We start from the raw sequence: 16049 nt of genomic DNA on the forward strand, positions 1-16049 counted from the left end.
CGGCCCAAGCCGCGAAGGCATGCCGGCAACCGCCGGCATGGCAAGGGGATCTTACAGCTTGACGACGCGGCCGGCGGCCGGCCGGGCGTTCGTCCCGACATAAAGGCTGACCATCGGCTCGTCATCCACCGCCACCGTCGCTTCGGTGCCGAAGCCGTTGAAGCCGGTGCGCATCGCCGAGCCATAGGCGCCGAGCATGCCGATCTCGATATAATCGCCCGGCTGCACGTCGGCGGGCAGCTCGAACGGGCCGACCATGTGATCCATATCGTCGCAGGTCGGACCGTAGAAGCTGAACGCCATCGTCTTGGCCCGGCTCTCCGACGCGCGGAGCAGCTGGACCGGGAAGCGCCAGGCGATGTGCGCCGCATCGAACAGCGCGCCATAGGCGCCGTCGTTGATGAACAGCTCGTCGCCGCGGCGCTTCTCGACGCGCACGATCAGGCTCGCATATTCCGCCGACAGCGCGCGGCCCGGCTCGCACCACAGCTCGGCCGAATAGCTGACCGGCAGGCTCTCGAAGCCCTCGTGGATGGTCCGGAAATAGGCCTCGAGCGGCGGCGGCTCCATGCCGGGATAGCAGGAGGGAAAGCCTCCGCCGACATCGATCACGTCCACCGTCACCGCCGCCGCGACGATCGCGGCGCGCACCCGGGCGATCGCCTCCGCATAGGCGGCCGGGCTCATCGCCTGGCTGCCGACATGGAAGCAGATGCCGAGCGCGTCGGCGACCTGGCGGGTGGCCATGAGCAGCGCCGGAGCCTCGCTCAGATCGGCGCCGAACTTGGACGCCAGGCTGAGCTTGGAGTGATCCGACGAGACGCGCAGCCGCACGCAGAGCGTGAGATCGGTCGCGCCTTGGGTGGCGCGCACGATCTTGGCCAGCTCCTCCTCGCTATCGAGCGAGAAGGTGCGGACGCCATGCTCGAAATAGGCCTCGGCGATCGCCTCTTCCGCCTTGACGGGGTGCATGAAGCACAGCGTCGCTTCGGGCAGGGTGGCGCGCACCAGACGGACTTCGCCGATCGAGGCGACGTCATAGTGCGTGATCCCGCCCGCCCACAGCGACTCGAGGAGCGCCGGGGACGGATTGGCCTTCACGGCGTAGAGCGACCGGCCCGGAAACTTCTCCGAGAAGAAGCGAGCGGCGCGCTCCGCGGCGTGCGGACGGACGAGCGTGACCGGGGCAACCGGACGGAGGGCGGCAGCTACCCCCAGCGCGCTATGATGCTTGTGCAATTCAAGGGACCTCCAACGGGTAGTTTCGGACGAAAGCTGCCTTGCGGTTGGAAGTCCCATGGGGCAGCGAGGGGGCGCATATAGAAACAGCGGACCCCCCTGTAAAGACCTTCAGGAAACCCCGCGTTTCCGGGCTTTTTGGCTGCGAATCACGGATGGCGTTAACGAGTGTCGGCGCGATTGGTGCGCGCCGGCCGCGCGGAGGCGGCGTCAGGCGCGGCGAATGGCGCCTGCGCGACGACAAATCGCATGCCGGACAGCAAAAAGGCCCGGCGGGCGGGCCGGGCCTTCAGCGGTTTTTCAAGGCGCGGGGAAGGGGCTCAGCCCTTCAAGCGCATGTCCAGATAGCCGTCCACCGAGCGCATCAGCTCGTCCATCTCGTCGGCGAAGAAGTGGTTGGCCTTGGGGATGGTGTCGTGATGGATGGTGATGTGCTTCTGCGTGCGCAGCTTGTCGACCAGCTTCTGCGTCGCCGCCGGCGTCGCCACCTCGTCCGCATCGCCCTGGATGATGATGCCCGAGGAGGGGCAGGGGGCGAGGAAGGAGAAATCATAGAGGTTCGCGGGCGGCGCGATCGAGATGAAGCCGCGCACCTCGGGCCGCCGCATCAGCAGCTGCATGCCGATCCAGGCGCCGAAGGAGAAGCCGGCGATCCAGGTCTGCGAGGCTTCGGGGTGGATCGATTGCACCCAGTCCAGCGCCGAGGCGGCGTCGGACAATTCGCCGATGCCGTTGTCGAACACGCCCTGCGACTTGCCGACGCCCCGGAAGTTGAAGCGCAGCGTGGCGAAGCCGCGCCGCACGAAGGTCTGGTAGAGGGCCTGGACGATGCGGTTGTTCATCGTCCCGCCCGCCTGGGGGTGCGGGTGCAGGATCAGCGCCACCGGCGCGCGCGGACGGGGCGCCGGGCTGAAGCGGCCTTCGAGACGGCCCTCGGGGCCGGGGAAAATGACTTCGGGCATCGGTCCTGACGCAAAGACGGCGACTATCGCCGGAGAAGCGGCGTCCTATATAGAAAAGCGCGCAGGCCGCGCAATCTTCGCGTGGCTAAGGAATTGAACCGGGAGCGCCGCGTCGCGTCATGGGCCTTCGCATCTATCTGGATCACGCCGCCACCACCCCGCTGCGACCGGTGGCGCGGGAGGCGCTGCTGGCGACGGCGGAGCGCTGGGCCAATCCCTCCTCGCCCCATGCCGAAGGCCGCGCCGCGCGCGCCGCGCTGGAACAGGCGCGCGCCCGCCTGGCCGATCGGCTCGGCTGGCGCGGGGCCATCCTCTTCACCAGCGGCGCGAGCGAGGGGCTGGCGACGGTGTTCGACCGCGCCTTCGCCGGACAGCATTTGATCTCGGCGGTGGAGCATGATGCGGTGCGCCGCGCCGCCCGCGCGCCGGTGATCGTGCCGGTGGAGCGCGATGGCCGGGTGGGCGCGCTCGGTCTCGCGCTCGCGCTCGAGCGCGGCGGCGAGCGGCCGCTGGTGGCCATCCAGCATGTCAACAGCGAGACGGGCGTCCTCCAGCCGCTCGACATCATCGAGGAGGCGGTGCGCGCGGCGGGCGGCCTGTGGCTGTGCGACGCGACCCAGTCGGTCGGCAAGCTGGCTCTGCCGGCGGGTGCCGATTTCATCGCCTTTTCCGCGCACAAGTTCGGCGGCCCGCCGGGCGTGGGCGCGCTCCTGGTGCGCGATCTCGCCACGCTCGCGCCCACCGGCGGCCAGGAGCAGGGCTATCGCTCGGGCACCGAGAACGGCCCCGGCATCGCCGCCATGGCCGCCGCGCTCGACGAGGGCGATGCCTGGATGGAGCGCGCGGCGGAGCTGCGCGCCCAGTGCGACGGCGCGATCGAGGCCGCCGGCGGCGAGATCGTCGCCCGCGCCGGCCCGCGCATCCCCACCATCGCCGCCTACCGCATGCCCGGCGTCGCCGCCGCCGCCCAGCTCATCCACTTCGATCTCGCCGGCTTCGCCGTGTCGGCGGGCAGCGCCTGCTCGTCCGGCACGCTGCGCACCAGCCCCGTGCTGGCGGCGATGGGCTTCGACAATATGGCGGCGGGCGAGGTGATCCGGATCAGCTTCGGCCGCACCACGCGGCGCGAGGAGGTGTGGCGCTTCGCCGAAAGCTGGCGTCGCATCGCCGAGGAGGCGCGCGCGCGGGCGGCATGATCTATCTCGATTACCAGGCGAGCACGCCGCTCGCGCCGGAGGCGGCGGCGGCGATGCGGCCCTTTCTGGGGGATGACGGGGCCAATCCGCACGGCCCCCATGCCGCCGCGCGCCGCGCCCGCGCGGTGGTGGAGCAGGCGCGCGACCGGGTGGCGGCGCTGCTCGGCCCAGGCGGCCGGCTCGCCTTCACCAGCGGCGCGACCGAGTCGCTCAACTGGGCGATCAAGGGCGTGGCCCGCGCCCGGCCGGAGCGGCCGCGACTCGTCACGCTCGCCACCGAACATGCCGCGACGCTCGATACGATGCGCTGGCTGGCGGGGCACGGCCATGAGCTGGTGGTGCTCCCCGTGGATCGCGCGGGGCTGGTCGATCTCGACGCCGCCGCCCGCGCCATTGACGGCCAAACAGCGCTGGTCGCGGCGATGCTCGTCAACAACGAGATCGGCGTGATCCAGCCGATCGAGGCGCTCGGCGCGCTCGCCCGCGCCGCCGGCGCGGTGATGCTGTGCGATGCGGTGCAGGGCTATGGCCGCATTCCGGTGCCGGTCGCGGCGTGCGATCTCATCGCGCTCTCCGCGCACAAGATCCACGGACCCAAGGGCATCGGCGCGCTGTGGCTGCGTGAGGGAATCGCGCTTGCGCCGCTGCTGCACGGCGGCGGCCAGGAGGCGGGCGGGCGTTCGGGCACGCTGGCGCCGATGCTGTGCGCGGGCTTCGGCGCGGCGGCGCGGCTGGCGGGCGCGCGCATGGCGGAGGATGCCGCCCATGTCGCGCGGCTCTGGACCCGCGCCCGCGATACGCTGGGGCCGGGCTGGCTGCTGAACGGCGCCGCCGATCCGCGCTGGCACGGCAATCTCAACCTCCGCCTCCCCGGGCTCGACGTGGCGCGGCTGATGGCGGAGACGCGCGACGTCGCCTTTTCCGCCGGCTCGGCCTGCGCCAGCGGTTCGGGCCGGCCGAGCCATGTGCTCCGCGCGCTCGGCCTGTCCGATGCCGAGGCGCGCGCCAGCCTCCGCCTGGGCTTTGGCCGCTATACCGAGGCGGCGGCCTTGGACGAGGCGCTGGCGCTGCTGATGGCGGGCGCGGCGCGCCAGGGGCTGGCGGCGGCATGACCGAAGAGTTTCACGGCGCCAAGCTGGCGCTGCTGCACGGCGACACGCTGCTCGCCTATCAGCGCGACGACCGGCCCGGGCTGCGCCATGCCGGCCGCTGGGATCTGCCCGGCGGCGGCCGTGAAGGCGCCGAGACGCCCGAGCAGACGGTGCTGCGCGAATTGGAGGAGGAATTCGGCCTCCGCCTCGCGCCGGATCGGCTGATCTGGCGGCGGCGCTATCCGAGCATGGACCATCCCGGCGCGTTCGGCTGGTTCTTCGCCGGCGCGATCGAAGCCGGAGAGATCGCCGCGATCCGCTTCGGCGAGGAAGGCCAACGCTGGGCGATGCTGGCCGTGTCCGATTTTCTGCGCCGGGCCGATGCGGTGCCGGCGCTGCAGGCGCGCGTCGCCGATTATCTGGGGGAGAGGCCGTGATCCGCGTGCGATTTCTGGATGCCGGCGGCCGCCCGGCGGGCGAGCGCGAGGCCGCGCCCGGCGCGCGGCTGCTCGATGTGGCGCAGGCCGATGGTCAGCCGCTGGAGGGAACGTGCGAGGGGCAGATGGCCTGCTCCACCTGCCATGTGCTGGTCGCGCCGGAGGATTTCGCCAAGCTTCCGCCCGCCTCGGAGGCCGAGGAGGATCTGCTCGATCTCGCCGCCCATGTCGGCCGCACCTCGCGTCTGGCCTGCCAGATCTGGCTCGATCCCAGCTGGGAGAGCCTGACCGTGCGGCTGCCCGGCGCCGCGCACGACATGACCGGGCGTTGACCGGCCGGCCGCGCCGCGCCATGGCCGCGCCATGGGAGCGATCACCGTCCGCATGAGCGAGGCCATGCAGGCCTATGTCGAGGCACAGGCGGCCGAGCAGGGCTATGCCGATGGCGAGGCCTTTCTCCAGGCGCTGATCATGGATCACCACGCCCGGCACGTGGAGGCGCTGCATGCCGCGCTCGCCGAAGGGCTGGCGAGCGGGCCCGCCAGCGCCAGCGCCGAGGCGATCCTCGCGGCGGCGGCGCGGGGCGGCGATGCGGCTTAGCCGAAGCGCCGAGGCCGATCTCCGCGCGCTCGCCGGGCTGATCGCGGCGCGCCAGGGCGCGGCCCCGCTCGCCCGCTTCGGCGCGGCGCTGCTCGCCCGGCTGGCGGCGCTGGACGCAGGCGAGCAGGCAGGCACGCCGCTGCGGCTCGCCGACGGCGCGGCGCTGCGCGCGGTGCCGCTCGGCGCGCAGATCCTCTATGTGCGGCAGGACGCGGCGGACGGGCCCGAGCTGGTGCGCATCCTCCACCGCCGCATGGCCGCGCCCGATGCGCTTGGCTAAGCTTGCGTCCGCCGCCGGGATCGACCATATGCCCGGCCGGGAGTCGGGCGGACGCTGCCGTCGCCAACTCGGTCAGGTCCGGAAGGAAGCAGCCGTAACGATTTCGCATCGGGTCGTCCCGGCTCCCACCCGCCGCACTTTGCGGCTACCCTCCCCATGATGACCGACTCCGCCACACCCTATCGCGTGCTCGCGCGCAAATACCGGCCGCAGCGCTTTGCCGAGCTGATCGGCCAGGATGCGATGGTGCAGACGCTGGGCAATGCGATTCGGCGCGGGCGGCTGGCCCATGCCTTTCTGCTCACCGGCGTGCGTGGCGTCGGCAAGACCTCGACTGCCCGCCTCATCGCCAAGGCGCTCAACTGCATCGGCCCGGACGGGCAGGGCGGGCCGACGATCGATCCCTGCGGCCAGTGCGAGCCGTGCCGCGCCATCGCCGAGGGCCGCCATATCGACGTGGTCGAGATGGACGCCGCCAGCCATACCGGGGTCGACGATGTACGCGAGATCATCGAGGCGGTGCGCTATGCCGCCGTGTCCGCGCGCTACAAGATCTACATCATCGACGAAGTCCATATGCTCTCCCGCAACGCCTTCAATGCGTTGCTGAAAACCCTGGAAGAGCCGCCCGCGCACGTGAAGTTCCTGTTCGCCACCACCGAGGTGAACAAGGTGCCGGTGACGGTGCTGTCGCGCTGCCAGCGCTTCGATCTGCGGCGCATCCCGGCCGATCTGCTGGCGCGCCACTTCGCCGCCGTCTGCGCCGCCGAGGCGGTGGCGGCCGAGCCCGAGGCGCTGGCGCTGATCGCGCGCGCGGCCGAGGGATCGGCGCGCGATGGCCTCTCCATCCTCGATCAGGCGATCGCCCATGCCGGGATCGAGGAAAGCGGCGTCACCGCCGCGCAGGTGCGGGCGATGCTGGGCCTGTCCGATCGCGGCGCGGTGCGGCGGCTGTTCGCGCATCTGCTCGCGGGCGACGCGCCGGCGGTGCTGGCCGCGCTGGCCGATCAGCATGCGCTCGGCGTCGATCCCGCCGGCTTGATCCGCGGGCTGCTCGAAACGGTGCACGGCGTCACCCGCCTCAAGGCCGGCGGCGCACCCGATCCGGCCTTTGCCGAGGAGGAACGCGCGGCGGTGGAGCAATGGGCGGAGCGGCTCAGCCATGCGCTGCTGCACCGCCTCTGGCAGCTGCTGCTCAAGGGCCTGGCCGAGGTGGAGAGCAGCGCCATCCCCCTGGAAGCGGCGGAAATGGCGCTGCTGCGCGTCGTCCATGCCGGCGAGCTGCCCGATCCCGCCGAGCTGATCCGGCGCCTCACCGCCGGCGAGATCGGCGGCGCGGCCGCGTCGCTGCCGGTCGCCGCCTCCGCCGCGCCCGTCGCGCCGCCGCCGCCGCGCGCGCCCGAAAGCTTCGCGGCGCTGATCGAGGCGCTCGACCGCAGCCACGCGCATCTCGCGCAGCAGCTGCATGATTATGCCAGCCTCGTGCGCTATGCGCCGCCCGAGCTGGTGCTGCACCCGCGGCGTCCGCTCGACGGCAATCTCGCCGCCGCGCTCAAGACGGTGTGCGACATTGGCTGGCAGGTCACCATCGCCGAGGCGGCCGGCGAGCCGACGCTGCGCGAGCGCGAACGCGAACGCGCCGACGAGGCCGCCCGCGCCGAACGCGAAAGCCCCGTCGTCGCGGCGGTGCTGCAAGCCTTTCCCGACGCCCGCATCGTCGCCGATCAAAGGAGTGGGTTATGAACATCGAAGAGCTGATGAAGGCCGCGCAGAATGTGCAGGAGCAGCTGAGCACCGCCCAGGCGTCGCTCGATCAGATCGAGGTGGAAGGCGCCGCCGGCGGCGGGCTCGTCACCGTGCGCGCCACCGCCAAGGGCCGCATCCTCGGCGTCTCGATCGACGACAGCCTGTTGCAGCCCTCGGAGAAGGCGATGCTCGAGGATCTGGTGGCCGCCGCCTTCAACGATGCGCGGACCAAGGCCGATGCCGCCTCCAGCCAGGAGATGGGCAAGCTCACCGCCGGCCTGCCGTTGCCGCCGGGCTTTAAGCTGCCCTTCTGATCGGGAGGGGGCGTTTTCGCGCGGCGCGGGGCTTTATCCGTCCGCCCGATCCGCTACAGCGCGGCGCATGAGTTCCGATCGCCGCACCTTCGCCATCATCTCGCATCCCGACGCCGGCAAGACCACGCTGACCGAGAAGCTGCTGCTTGCCGGCGGCGCCATCCATCTGGCCGGCGAGGTGCGCGCGCGCGGCGCCAATCGGCGCGCGCGCTCGGACTGGATGAAGATCGAGCAGCAGCGCGGCATCTCGGTCACCTCCTCGGTGATGACCTTCGTGCGCGACGGGCTGACCTTCAACCTGCTCGATACGCCCGGCCACGAGGATTTCTCGGAAGACACCTACCGCACGCTCACCGCGGTCGATTCGGCGGTGATGGTGATCGATGCCGCGCGCGGCATCGAGGCGCAGACGCGCAAGCTGTTCGAGGTCTGCCGGCTCCGCTCGGTGCCGATCATCACCTTCATCAACAAGGTGGATCGCGAGGGCCTGTCGCCCTTCGCGCTGCTCGACGAGATCGCCGACAAGCTGGCGCTCGACGTGACGCCGATGAACTGGCCGGTCGGCATGGGCGGCACCTATGAAGGCCTGTTCGATTTCGGCCGCTCGGCGCTGTTCCGCCCCGAACAGCCGCCGGAGCAGGTGGACGGGCTCGGCGATGCCCGGCTGGACGGGCTGGTCGAGGGCGCGCAACTGCTGCGCGACGAGGCCGAGCTGGCGCTGGGCGGCTATGGCGGGTTTGACGAGCAGGCCTATCGCGCCGGCGATCAGACGCCTGTCTTCTTCGGCTCGGCGCTGCGCGAATATGGCGTCGAGGCGCTGATCGATGCGATCGCCGCCTATGCGCCGCCGCCGCGCAGCCAGCCGGCCGCGCCGCGCCCGGTGCTGCCGGAGGATCCCAAGGTATCCGGCTTCATCTTCAAGGTGCAGGCCAATATGAACCCCGCGCACCGCGATCGCATCGCCTTTCTCCGCGTCTGCTCGGGCCGGTTCAAGCGTGGCATGAAGCTGCGCCAGGTCCAGACGGGCAAGACGATCGCGATCAACTCGCCCATCTTCTTCTTCGCGCAGGATCGCGAACTCGCCGAAACGGCGCTGCCGGGCGATATCATCGGCATCCCCAATCATGGCGTGCTGCGCGTCGGCGATACGCTCACCGAGGGCGAGACGCTCACCTTCACCGGCATCCCCAATTTCGCGCCCGAAATCCTGCGCCGCGTCCGCCTGCTCGATCCCACCAAGACCAAGCAGCTCCGCACCGCGCTCACCGACATGGCCGAGGAGGGCGTGACCCAGCTGTTCAAGCCGCTGATCGGCTCGCAATGGATCGTCGGCGTGGTCGGTCAGCTCCAGCTCGAGGTGCTGATCTCGCGGCTCTCGGCGGAATATGGCGTCCCGGCCGAGTTCGAGCCCGCGCCGTTCGATACGGCGCGCTGGATCTCGGCGGAGGATCCGGCGGATCTCAAGGCGTTCATGGCCGGACGCGGCAGCGCGATGGCGGAGGATCGCGATGGCGCCCCCGTCTTCCTCGCGCGCGACCAGTGGGAGGTGAACTATGTCGCCGAGCGCGCGCCCGAAATCCGCTTCTCGGCGACGCGCGAGCGCGCGGCGGCCTGAGCCGCGCTAGCGCACGCGCACCGCGCGCAGGATCTTCACCGGGCGGACCAGCGACTGGCCGATCGTCTGCTGGTCCCAGCCGCCGGGATAGGTTTTGGCGGCCAGCATCGCGCGCACCACGTCCATGCCGCGCACGACATGGCCGAAGGCGGCATAGCCCGGATAATTGGGCGCCTCGTCCAGATAGGCGCCCGGCCCGACGACGATGAAGAAATCGCCCATGGCGGTGCCCGGCGCGTTGCGCGCCATGGACAGCGTGCCGTCGATATGGCGCAGCCCGGTCTTGCCGGTCGGCTCATGCGCGATCGGGGGCAGCGATTTGGGCATGAAATGGTTGATCCCGCCCTGCACCAGCCCGGTCTTGGGATCGCGCTTGCCGCGCGCGGCGCGGTAGAAGCTGGTGCCGTCGAACCGGTGCTCGTCGACATAGCGCAGGAAGTTGCGCCCGGTGATCGGGGCATGGCGCACATCGATGGCGAGGGTGATCGGCCCCGCGCTGGTCTCCAGCCGGACTTCGGGCTCGGCGGCGGGGCGGGCGGCGGCAAGCGGGGCGGACAGGGCGGCGAGCAGCAGGGCGAGGCGAATCATCCGCGCCTTGTGCGGCGCGGCCGCCGCGCCAGGCAAGCCGTCACCGCGCGAGATAGCGCCAGAGATCGATCAGCGCGCCCGCCGAGATCGGCATCAGCATGAGCAACACCGCCAGCACGAAGGCGCTGTAGAGCAGCACCGTCTCGCCGCCGCGCGCCGGCTTTTCCGGGGGCCTGGGCTCGGGGTTCCAGCTTCTGCTGTCGAACGGCATGGGCGCCTCCACTCTCCACGGGGGAAAACGCCGCGGCGGCGGGAACGCTCCCCCCGGGCCCTGCCCGCGCAGGCCCTAAGCCTCTCCTGATCGTCCGCCGGCCTCGCTCTGGCGAGATGGCCTTTGGTCGAAACCCTGATGCCGCCGCCGCTTACGCCAAAACGCCCGCGCGGATCGCTCCACGCGGGCGTTGGCACGCATCGGCGGCGCGGCGGGGCGCCGCGCCGGATCGCTTAGCGCTTCGAGAACTGGAAGCTGCGGCGGGCCTTGGCCTTGCCGTACTTCTTACGCTCGACCGCGCGCGCGTCGCGGGTGAGGAAGCCGGCCTGCTTCACGGGCGTGCGCAGGATCGGCTCGAAGCGGGTCAGCGCCTGGGCGATGCCGTGCTTCACCGCGCCGGCCTGGCCCGAAAGGCCGCCGCCGGTGACGGTGCAGATCACGTCATACTGGCCCTCGCGGCCGGCCACGCCGAACGGCTGGTTGATCACCAGGCGCAGCGTGGGGCGCGCGAAATAGACTTCCTGATCGCGGCCATTGACCGTGATCTTGCCGCTGCCCGGCTTCAGCCACACGCGGGCGACGGCATCCTTGCGGCGGCCGGTCGCATAGGCGCGGCCGAGCGCGTCGACCTGACGCTCGCGCAGCGGCGCGGCGCTGGGGACATCGCCGAACGACGCCGAGGCGGCGGCAGCGGGTGCGCCCGCGTCCGCCGGCGCCTGGCCGGTGAGCGCCGCGAGATCGGAAAGGGACTGGCGATTGTCGGACATCAGGCGCCCACCTTGTTCTTGCGGTTCATGGCCGCGACGTCGAGGACATGCGGGTTCTGCGCGGCATGGTCATGCTCGGCGCCGGCGAAGATGCGCAGGTTGCGCATCTGCTGGCGGCCCAGCGGCCCGCGCGGGATCATGCGCTCCACCGCCTTTTCCAGCACGCGCTCGGGGAAGCGACCCTCGAGCACCTTCTGCGCGGTGATTTCCTTGATGCCGCCGGCATAGCCGGTGTGCTTGTAGTAGATCTTGTTGGCGAGCTTGCGGCCGGTGAAGCGCACCTTGGACGCATTGACGATGATGACGTTGTCGCCACAATCGATATGCGGGGTGAAGCTCGGCTTATGCTTGCCGCGCAGGATGTTGGCGACGATCGAGGCGAGCCGGCCGACAACCAGGCCCTCGGCATCGATCACGTGCCACTTCTTTTCCACCGTGGCCGGCGTCGCCGACTTGGTGGTCTTCATGAGCGCCTTCATGGCCCCAAATCTCCGATTCGCGAGAAACGCAGCGCGCCGCCCCTTGCGGGAGCGGCGCCACGGCCGGCTCAATGACGAAGATGGGCCGGCAAGTCAAGCAAAACGGGGCTTCTCGAAGAAGGTACTATGATACCACGGCGCTAGACGGCGGAAAGCCGCCGATTTCGGCCGGTGCTGTGCACCCCCCAGACCAGCGCGCCGAGCAGCAGCGTCGCCACCGCCTGATGGCCGACCGCGATCGGCAGCGCGACGCCGCTCATCAGCGTGGAAATGCCCAGCAGGATCTGCACCGTCACCAGCGCGATCAGCGCGGTGGCGATGCGCGGATGGCCGGCGCGGCGCGCGGCGGCGGCGATCATCATCATCGCCACCGCCACCACGAATGCCCACCAGCGATGCACGAACTGCACCGCGATCGGATTGTTGACGAGATTGGCGGCGGTGGAGCGCGCGCGATCCCAGCCGCCCTGCGGGAAGAGCCGGTCGCCCATCAGCGGCCAGGAGGCGAAGGCATAGCCGGCGCGCAGCCCGGCGGTGAAGGCGCCCAGCGTGATCTGGAGGAAGAGCAGCAGCAGCGCCACCAGGCCCAGCCCGCTCAGCCGCGCCCGCCCGGCGGCCCGGTCGCGCGCCAGTTCGCGCAGGTCCAGCGCCACCCAGATCAGCACCGCATAGATGAAGAGCGCGTTGACGAGATGCACCGCGAGGCGGACATGGCTCACCTCGGTGCGCGCCTGCAGGCCGGACTTCACCATCCACCAGCCGATCGCGCCCTGCAGCCCGCCCAGCGCGAGGATCGCCACCATGCGCCAGCCGAAGCCGCGCGGAATCGCGCGCCGCCACCAGGCCGTCAGCAGCACCGCCGCCATCACCAGCCCGATCAGCCGGCCGAGCAGGCGATGCACATATTCCCAGAAGAAGATCTGCTGGAACGCCGCCAGGCTCATGCCGCGATTGATCTGCTGATATTGCGGCGTCGCCTTGTAGGCGTCGAAGGCGGCCTCCCAGGCCTGGTGCGTCAGCGGCGGGAGCGTGCCCGACACGGGCTTCCATTCGACGATCGACAGGCCCGATTCGGTGAGCCGCGTGATTCCGCCCACCACCACCATGGCGAAGACGAGGCCGGCGACGAGGAACAGCCAGCGCGCCAGCGCCCGCGGGGCGGGGCGGGGCGCGGCCGGGCGCAGCGGCAGGCGCGAGGCGGAGCGGGGAAGCGCGGAAGCCATGGCGCGGCTATGCGCCGCGGGCCGCGCGCGTTCAAGAAAATGCGCTGAGGAGATATTGTATCATCGCGCCGTGCCGCTATATGCCGGCCATGGGAGTTTCCGCAGAAAGATCCGCCGCATCGGCCCGCGTCGCGGGGGCCAGCCGGCTGGATCGGCTGGCGATCGGCCTGTCGGGCCTGTGCCTGGTCCATTGCGTGGCGACGGTGCTGCTCGCCGCCAGCCTCGCCTCGCTCGGCGCGGCGCTCGCCAATCCCGCCTATCATGAAGTCGGCTTCGCGCTCGCGGTGCTGTTCGGCGCGATCGCGCTCGGCCGGGGCTTCCGCGCGCATCGCGATCGCCGCCCGCTGCTGCTCGGCGGCGCCGGGCTGGTGCTGATGGCGGCGGGGCTGGTGGTGCCGCACGGCCTCGCCGAACTCGCCTGCACCATGGCCGGCGTGACGCTGCTCGCCATCGCCCACCGGCTCAACGCCCGCCCGCGCGGCCTTGTGGAAGCGCGCCCGGCGGCCTAATTTCCCTCAATGACCGCCAGCATCCGCGCCGCCGCTCCGGTTTCCGGCCCGCCGCACGCCCATCGCCTGCCCGAAGGCGCCGCGCTGGCCGAGGCCGCCCGGGCCGCGCTGGAGAGCCGGGGCGAGCAATGGACGCAGCTGCGCGCGGCGGTGTTCGAGAGCCTGGGAGGGTTCGACCGCCCGGCTTCGGCCTATGATATCGCGGAGGATCTGTCGCGCCGTCAGGAACGGCGCGTCGCCGCTAACAGCATCTACCGCATCCTCGATCTGTTCGTGGCGAGCAATGTCGCGCAGCGCATCGAGAGCGCCAACGCCTATGTCGCCAATCCGCATCCGGGCTGCCGTCACGATTGCATCTTCCTCGTCTGTGCCCGTTGCGGCGTGACCCTGCACCTTGACGACGACGCGATCGCGGGGCAGGTGCGCGCCGCCGCGGCCGCGGCTGGTTTTCGCGCGGAGCGGCCGGTCATCGAGGTGCGCGGCTTGTGTCCGGCCTGCACCGCCGGCGGCGGAGATTGATCGCATCGGGCGTGGGCGATCTTTCTCCCTTCGACAGTGTGGGCGCCTTGTCGTAGACAGGGCGGCTTGAGGAGAATGGTTCGTGTCGCAACGCCCCGAAACGCCGCTGCTCGATCAGGTTGCTACGCCTGAGGAATTGCGCCGGCTAAAGCCCAGCCAGCTGCGCCAGCTCGCCGATGAGCTGCGCGCGGAGATGATCGCCGCCGTGGGCGTGACGGGCGGCCATCTCGGGTCCGGGCTCGGCGTGGTCGAGCTGACGGCGGCCATCCATTATGTGTTCGATACGCCGCGCGACACGCTGATCTGGGATGTCGGCCACCAGGCCTATCCGCACAAGATCCTCACCGGTCGCCGCGATCGCATCCGCACGCTGCGCCAGGGGGGCGGCCTGTCCGGCTTCACCCAGCGCGCCGAGAGCGAATATGATCCGTTCGGCGCCGCGCACAGCTCCACCTCCATCTCGGCGGCGCTCGGCTTCGCCATCGCCAACAAGCTGTCGGGCCGCCCCGGCAAGGCCATAGCGGTGATCGGTGACGGCGCGATGTCGGCCGGCATGGCCTATGAGGCGATGAACAACGCCGCCGCGGCGGGCAACCGGCTGGTCGTGATCCTCAACGATAACGATATGTCGATCGCGCCGCCGGTCGGCGGTCTCTCCGCCTATCTGGCGCAAATCGTGTCGAGCCGGCCCTTTCTCAGCCTGCGCGACGTCGCCAAGAAGATCGCGCAGCGGCTGCCGCGCCCGCTCGCCGATGCCGCGCGCAAGACCGATGAATATGCCCGTGGCATGGCGATCGGCGGCACGCTGTTCGAGGAACTCGGCTTCTATTATGTCGGCCCGATCGACGGCCATAATCTCGATCACCTGATCCCGGTGCTCGAGAATGTGCGCGATGCGGCGCAGGGGCCCATCCTGGTGCATGTCGTCACCAAGAAGGGCCATGGCTATGCGCCGGCCGAGAACGCGCCCGACAAATATCACGGCGTCCAGAAGTTCGACGTGCTGACCGGCAAGCAGGACAAGGGCCCCGCCGGGCCGCCCAGCTATACCGGCGTGTTCGCCGAGGCGCTCGTGGCCGAGGCGCGGCGCGATCCTACCATCTGCGCGATCACCGCCGCCATGCCCTCGGGCACCGGCCTGGACTCCTTCCAGAAGGCCTTTCCCGACCGGGTGTTCGACGTGGGCATCGCCGAGCAGCACGCGGTCACCTTCGCGGCCGGGCTCGCGGCGCAGGGGATGCGGCCGTTCGCCGCCATCTACTCCACCTTCCTGCAGCGCGCCTATGATCAGGTCGTGCACGATGTCGCGATTCAGAATCTGCCCGTGCGCTTCGCGATCGATCGCGCCGGTCTGGTCGGCGCCGACGGCGCGACCCATGCCGGCTCGTTCGATGTCACCTATCTCGCCAGCCTGCCGAATATGGTGGTGATGGCCGCCGCCGACGAGGCCGAGCTGGTGCACATGGTCCACACCGCCGCGATGCACGATAGCGGGCCGATCGCGCTGCGCTATCCGCGCGGCAACGGCACCGGTGTCGCGCTGCCGGCGGTGCCCGAGCGGCTCGCCATCGGCAAGGGGCGGCTGGTGCGCGAGGGCAAGAAGGTGGCGATCCTCTCGCTCGGCACGCGGCTGACCGAGGCGCTGAAGGCCGCCGATCGGCTGGACGCGCAGGGCCTGTCGACCAGCGTCGCCGATCTGCGCTTCGCCAAGCCGCTCGACGAGGCGCTCATCCGCCGGCTGATGACGACGCACGATGTGGTCGTCACCATCGAGGAGAATGCGATCGGCGGGCTCGGCGCCCATGTGCTGACCCTCGCCTCCGACGAGGGGCTGCTCGATGCCGGTCTCAAGATCCGCACGCTGCGCCTGCCCGATATGTTCCAGGCGCATGACAAGCCCGAGCGGCAATATGCCGAGGCCGGGCTCGACGCGGAGGGGATCGTCGCCACGGTGTTGACGGCGCTGCGCCGCAATTCGGTCGGCCTCGCCGAGGGCGCGCGCGCCTGATCCTTGGAGGCGCTCGGGCGGGCGGGGCCGGTCGCGGCGGCCGGAACCCGCCCTCCGGCGGAGGGTGAAGGGCGGCGGATACAACAAAGCCGCCGGCAACGGGGTTGCGGCGGCTTGATTGTCGTGGCGGCCATCGCCGCCGGGCAAGGCTTAGTGGATGAACAAGGTCCCCACGGCGAGCGCCTCGAACCCGATGAAGGCGGCGGCCATCGCCACATTCTCGAAAATACGCATACAGTGTCCCTCTGATAGGCAGCCGGCGGGT

The 16049-nt window shown here is 70.7% G+C and carries 19 protein-coding genes and 1 other RNA gene; 13 read left to right on the forward strand and 7 right to left on the reverse strand.

The window, feature by feature from the left end:
• Nucleotides 1–51: 51 nt before the first annotated feature.
• Nucleotides 52–1239, reverse strand: coding sequence for a type III PLP-dependent enzyme (locus LHA26_RS11175; protein ID WP_252165695.1), 1188 nt, complete (start codon nucleotides 1237–1239; stop codon nucleotides 52–54).
• A gap of 320 nt (nucleotides 1240–1559) precedes the next feature.
• Nucleotides 1560–2201 carry an alpha/beta hydrolase gene (locus tag LHA26_RS11180; RefSeq protein WP_252165696.1) on the reverse strand — a complete coding sequence of 214 codons (642 nt, stop codon included), beginning with the start codon at nucleotides 2199–2201 and terminating at the stop codon, nucleotides 1560–1562.
• A gap of 119 nt (nucleotides 2202–2320) precedes the next feature.
• Between LHA26_RS11180 and LHA26_RS11185 the strand changes: the two genes are divergently transcribed.
• The 10 genes from LHA26_RS11185 to LHA26_RS11230 all read left to right on the forward strand — a co-directional run bounded on the left by LHA26_RS11185 (nucleotide 2321) and on the right by LHA26_RS11230 (nucleotide 9480).
• The gene (locus LHA26_RS11185; protein ID WP_252165697.1) at nucleotides 2321–3397 is read left to right on the forward strand and encodes a cysteine desulfurase family protein; all 1077 of its coding nucleotides are present in this window, start codon (nucleotides 2321–2323) and stop codon (nucleotides 3395–3397) included.
• Complete coding sequence (locus LHA26_RS11190) at nucleotides 3394–4509, forward strand: cysteine desulfurase family protein (RefSeq protein WP_252165698.1); 1116 nt, start codon at nucleotides 3394–3396, stop codon at nucleotides 4507–4509. Before LHA26_RS11185 ends, LHA26_RS11190 begins: the two co-directional genes overlap by 4 nt.
• Nucleotides 4506–4925, forward strand: coding sequence for an NUDIX hydrolase (locus LHA26_RS11195; RefSeq protein WP_252165699.1), 420 nt, complete (start codon nucleotides 4506–4508; stop codon nucleotides 4923–4925). Before LHA26_RS11190 ends, LHA26_RS11195 begins: the two co-directional genes overlap by 4 nt.
• Nucleotides 4922–5257, forward strand: a complete 336-nt coding sequence (locus LHA26_RS11200) for a 2Fe-2S iron-sulfur cluster-binding protein (RefSeq protein ID WP_437441205.1) — start codon at nucleotides 4922–4924, stop codon at nucleotides 5255–5257. Before LHA26_RS11195 ends, LHA26_RS11200 begins: the two co-directional genes overlap by 4 nt.
• A 31-nt stretch (nucleotides 5258–5288) precedes the next feature.
• Complete coding sequence (locus tag LHA26_RS11205; protein ID WP_252165700.1) at nucleotides 5289–5525, forward strand: ribbon-helix-helix domain-containing protein; 237 nt, start codon at nucleotides 5289–5291, stop codon at nucleotides 5523–5525.
• On the forward strand, nucleotides 5515–5805 hold the full coding sequence (locus LHA26_RS11210) for a type II toxin-antitoxin system RelE/ParE family toxin (protein ID WP_252165701.1): 291 nt from the start codon (nucleotides 5515–5517) through the stop codon (nucleotides 5803–5805). Before LHA26_RS11205 ends, LHA26_RS11210 begins: the two co-directional genes overlap by 11 nt.
• 36 nt (nucleotides 5806–5841) lie before the next feature.
• An RNA gene (ffs, locus tag LHA26_RS11215) (signal recognition particle sRNA small type) lies at nucleotides 5842–5937 on the forward strand.
• Between the two features lie 27 nt (nucleotides 5938–5964).
• Nucleotides 5965–7548: a DNA polymerase III subunit gamma/tau gene (locus LHA26_RS11220; RefSeq protein WP_252168358.1), complete on the forward strand. Its 1584-nt coding sequence runs from the start codon at nucleotides 5965–5967 to the stop codon at nucleotides 7546–7548.
• Nucleotides 7545–7865 (forward strand): YbaB/EbfC family nucleoid-associated protein, encoded by a 321-nt coding sequence (locus tag LHA26_RS11225; RefSeq protein ID WP_252165702.1) that lies wholly within the window; start codon nucleotides 7545–7547, stop codon nucleotides 7863–7865. Before LHA26_RS11220 ends, LHA26_RS11225 begins: the two co-directional genes overlap by 4 nt.
• Before the next feature lie 67 nt (nucleotides 7866–7932).
• Complete coding sequence (locus LHA26_RS11230) at nucleotides 7933–9480, forward strand: peptide chain release factor 3 (protein WP_252165703.1); 1548 nt, start codon at nucleotides 7933–7935, stop codon at nucleotides 9478–9480.
• A 6-nt stretch (nucleotides 9481–9486) separates the two neighbouring features.
• On the opposite strand, the gene LHA26_RS11235 is transcribed toward LHA26_RS11230, so the two are convergent.
• The 5 genes from LHA26_RS11235 to LHA26_RS11255 all read right to left on the reverse strand — a co-directional run bounded on the left by LHA26_RS11235 (nucleotide 9487) and on the right by LHA26_RS11255 (nucleotide 12748).
• The gene (locus LHA26_RS11235) at nucleotides 9487–10068 is read right to left on the reverse strand and encodes a peptidylprolyl isomerase (protein ID WP_252165704.1); all 582 of its coding nucleotides are present in this window, start codon (nucleotides 10066–10068) and stop codon (nucleotides 9487–9489) included.
• 40 nt (nucleotides 10069–10108) lie between these two features.
• Nucleotides 10109–10279 carry a hypothetical protein gene (locus tag LHA26_RS11240; RefSeq protein WP_252165705.1) on the reverse strand — a complete coding sequence of 57 codons (171 nt, stop codon included), beginning with the start codon at nucleotides 10277–10279 and terminating at the stop codon, nucleotides 10109–10111.
• A gap of 233 nt (nucleotides 10280–10512) precedes the next feature.
• Complete coding sequence (rpsI, locus tag LHA26_RS11245; protein WP_252165706.1) at nucleotides 10513–11046, reverse strand: 30S ribosomal protein S9; 534 nt, start codon at nucleotides 11044–11046, stop codon at nucleotides 10513–10515.
• Nucleotides 11046–11525 carry a 50S ribosomal protein L13 gene (rplM, locus tag LHA26_RS11250; RefSeq protein ID WP_252165707.1) on the reverse strand — a complete coding sequence of 160 codons (480 nt, stop codon included), beginning with the start codon at nucleotides 11523–11525 and terminating at the stop codon, nucleotides 11046–11048. Before rplM ends, rpsI begins: the two co-directional genes overlap by 1 nt.
• Nucleotides 11526–11665: 140 nt before the next feature.
• The gene (locus LHA26_RS11255; RefSeq protein WP_252165708.1) at nucleotides 11666–12748 is read right to left on the reverse strand and encodes a COX15/CtaA family protein; all 1083 of its coding nucleotides are present in this window, start codon (nucleotides 12746–12748) and stop codon (nucleotides 11666–11668) included.
• Nucleotides 12749–12837: 89 nt separating this feature from the next.
• Here LHA26_RS11255 and LHA26_RS11260 point away from each other — a divergent pair, with 89 nt between their 5' ends.
• The 3 genes from LHA26_RS11260 to dxs all read left to right on the forward strand — a co-directional run bounded on the left by LHA26_RS11260 (nucleotide 12838) and on the right by dxs (nucleotide 15784).
• The gene (locus tag LHA26_RS11260; protein ID WP_252165709.1) at nucleotides 12838–13257 is read left to right on the forward strand and encodes a MerC domain-containing protein; all 420 of its coding nucleotides are present in this window, start codon (nucleotides 12838–12840) and stop codon (nucleotides 13255–13257) included.
• A gap of 9 nt (nucleotides 13258–13266) precedes the next feature.
• On the forward strand, nucleotides 13267–13776 hold the full coding sequence (locus LHA26_RS11265; protein WP_252165710.1) for a Fur family transcriptional regulator: 510 nt from the start codon (nucleotides 13267–13269) through the stop codon (nucleotides 13774–13776).
• An 82-nt stretch (nucleotides 13777–13858) separates the two neighbouring features.
• A complete protein-coding gene (gene dxs / locus LHA26_RS11270; RefSeq protein WP_252165711.1) occupies nucleotides 13859–15784 on the forward strand; it encodes a 1-deoxy-D-xylulose-5-phosphate synthase in 1926 nt (641 codons plus the stop codon).
• The last annotated feature ends 265 nt before the right edge of the window (nucleotides 15785–16049 follow it).

Origin of the sequence: Sphingomonas morindae (genome assembly GCF_023822065.1) — a bacterium.
Classification (GTDB): Bacteria; Pseudomonadota; Alphaproteobacteria; order Sphingomonadales; family Sphingomonadaceae; genus Solisphingomonas; species Solisphingomonas morindae.

Excerpts from the sequence above, each read along its gene's own strand:
- LHA26_RS11235 (WP_252165704.1), bottom strand. The coding sequence starts at position 10,068 with ATGATTCGCCTCGCCCTGCTGCTCGCCGCCCTGTCCGCCCCGCTTGCC.
- LHA26_RS11220 (WP_252168358.1), top strand. The coding sequence starts at position 5,965 with ATGACCGACTCCGCCACACCCTATCGCGTGCTCGCGCGCAAATACCGG.
- LHA26_RS11255 (WP_252165708.1), bottom strand. The coding sequence starts at position 12,748 with ATGGCTTCCGCGCTTCCCCGCTCCGCCTCGCGCCTGCCGCTGCGCCCG.
- rpsI (WP_252165706.1), bottom strand. The coding sequence starts at position 11,046 with ATGTCCGACAATCGCCAGTCCCTTTCCGATCTCGCGGCGCTCACCGGC.
- LHA26_RS11205 (WP_252165700.1), top strand. The coding sequence starts at position 5,289 with ATGGGAGCGATCACCGTCCGCATGAGCGAGGCCATGCAGGCCTATGTC.
- LHA26_RS11265 (WP_252165710.1), top strand. The coding sequence starts at position 13,267 with ATGACCGCCAGCATCCGCGCCGCCGCTCCGGTTTCCGGCCCGCCGCAC.
- LHA26_RS11240 (WP_252165705.1), bottom strand. The coding sequence starts at position 10,279 with ATGCCGTTCGACAGCAGAAGCTGGAACCCCGAGCCCAGGCCCCCGGAA.
- LHA26_RS11180 (WP_252165696.1), bottom strand. The coding sequence starts at position 2,201 with ATGCCCGAAGTCATTTTCCCCGGCCCCGAGGGCCGTCTCGAAGGCCGC.
- LHA26_RS11185 (WP_252165697.1), top strand. The coding sequence starts at position 2,321 with ATGGGCCTTCGCATCTATCTGGATCACGCCGCCACCACCCCGCTGCGA.
- rplM (WP_252165707.1), bottom strand. The coding sequence starts at position 11,525 with ATGAAGGCGCTCATGAAGACCACCAAGTCGGCGACGCCGGCCACGGTG.
- LHA26_RS11195 (WP_252165699.1), top strand. The coding sequence starts at position 4,506 with ATGACCGAAGAGTTTCACGGCGCCAAGCTGGCGCTGCTGCACGGCGAC.
- LHA26_RS11230 (WP_252165703.1), top strand. The coding sequence starts at position 7,933 with ATGAGTTCCGATCGCCGCACCTTCGCCATCATCTCGCATCCCGACGCC.
- LHA26_RS11190 (WP_252165698.1), top strand. The coding sequence starts at position 3,394 with ATGATCTATCTCGATTACCAGGCGAGCACGCCGCTCGCGCCGGAGGCG.
- LHA26_RS11210 (WP_252165701.1), top strand. The coding sequence starts at position 5,515 with ATGCGGCTTAGCCGAAGCGCCGAGGCCGATCTCCGCGCGCTCGCCGGG.
- LHA26_RS11260 (WP_252165709.1), top strand. The coding sequence starts at position 12,838 with ATGGGAGTTTCCGCAGAAAGATCCGCCGCATCGGCCCGCGTCGCGGGG.
- LHA26_RS11225 (WP_252165702.1), top strand. The coding sequence starts at position 7,545 with ATGAACATCGAAGAGCTGATGAAGGCCGCGCAGAATGTGCAGGAGCAG.